The organism is Nocardia sp. NPDC002869 (assembly GCF_046764065.1).
GTDB lineage: Bacteria > Actinomycetota > Actinomycetes > Mycobacteriales > Mycobacteriaceae > Nocardia > Nocardia rhamnosiphila.
Genome location: NZ_JBKOOL010000334.1, coordinates 1 through 1,528, shown reverse-complemented (window position 1 = coordinate 1,528; position 1,528 = coordinate 1). Strand labels below are relative to the sequence as shown.

Annotated in this window: 1 pseudogene; it reads left to right on the top strand. The window is 64.4% G+C overall.

Annotation, left to right across the window (positions count from 1 at the left end):
• A pseudogene (locus ACLML9_RS28720) lies at window positions 1-1,528 on the top strand (DNA-directed RNA polymerase subunit beta); the annotation flags it as partial.

Sequence of the window (1,528 nt, the reverse complement as noted above, 5' to 3'; positions counted from 1 at the left end):
CCGGTGAGATCAAGAGCCAGACGGTTTTCATGGGTGATTTCCCGATGATGACCGACCACGGCACCTTCATCGTCAACGGCACCGAACGCGTGGTCATCTCGCAGCTGGTGCGTTCGCCGGGTGTCTACTTCGATCATTCCGTCGACAAGAGCACCGAGAAGGACCTGCACAGTGCGCGCGTCATCCCCTCTCGCGGCGCGTGGCTGGAATTCGACATCGACAAACGTGACACCGTCGGGGTGCGTATCGACCGCAAGCGGCGTCAGCCGGTGACCGTGCTGCTCAAGGCCCTCGGCTGGTCCACCGAACAGATCAGCGAGCGGTTCGGTTTCTCCGGTGTGCTGATGTCGTCGCTGGAGAAGGACAACACAGCGGGTACCGATGAGGCGCTGCTCGATATCCACCGCAAGCTCCGCCCCGGCGAACCGCCCACCAAGGAGTCGGCACAGTCACTGCTGGAGAACCTGTTCTTCAAGGAGAAGCGCTACGACCTCGCGGGTGTGGCCCGCTACAAGATGGACAAGAAGCTCGGTGTCCGGCGGGACGCGCCGGGCGGTCCCCGGGTGCTCACCGAAGCGGACCTGGTCACCGTTATCGAATACTTGCTGCGGCTGCATGCGGGGGAGCGGACGATGACCGGGCCCGGGGATGTCGAGGTGCCGGTCGAGGTGGACGATATCGACCATTTCGGTAATCGCCGCGTGCGCACCGTGGGGGAGTTGATCCAGAATCAGTTCCGGGTCGGCCTGTCCCGGATGGAGCGGGTGGTCCGGGAGCGGATGACCACCCAGGACGTCGAGGCCATCACCCCGCAGTCGCTGATGAACATCCGTCCGGTCGTGGCGGCGCTCAAAGAGTTCTTCGGGACCTCCCAGTTCTCCCAGTTCATGGACGAACGCAACCCGCTCGCGAGTCTCACCAACAAACGCCGCCTGTCCGCCCTCGGGCCGGGCGGCCTGTCCCGGGACCGTGCCGGCCTCGAGGTGCGCGATGTGCACTACAGCCACTACGGGCGGATGTGCCCGATCGAGACGCCGGAGGGCCCGAATATCGGGCTGATGGGCTACCTGTCGGTGTATGCGCGGGTGAATCCGTTCGGATTCCTCGAAACGCCGTATCGGAAGGTGATCGACGGCACGGTGACCGACGAGATCGTCTACCTGACCGCCGACGAGGAGGACCGGCACGTCGTCGCGCAGGCGAACGAACCGCTCGATGCCCAGGGGCGCTTCGTCGAATCGCGGATCGCGGTGCGGCGCAGATATTCCGAGGTCGAGTTCGTCGATACCGGCCGGGTCGATTACATGGATGTGTCGCCGCGGCAGATGGTGTCGGTGGCGACGGCGATGATTCCGTTCCTGGAGCACGATGATGCCAACCGTGCCTTGATGGGTGCGAATATGCAGCGTCAGGCGGTGCCGTTGATCCGTTCGGAGGCCCCTGTGGTGGGTACCGGGATGGAGTTGCGGGCGGCGGTGGATGCCGGTGATGTCGTGGTCAACGACAAGCCCGGTGTGGTCGAGGAAGT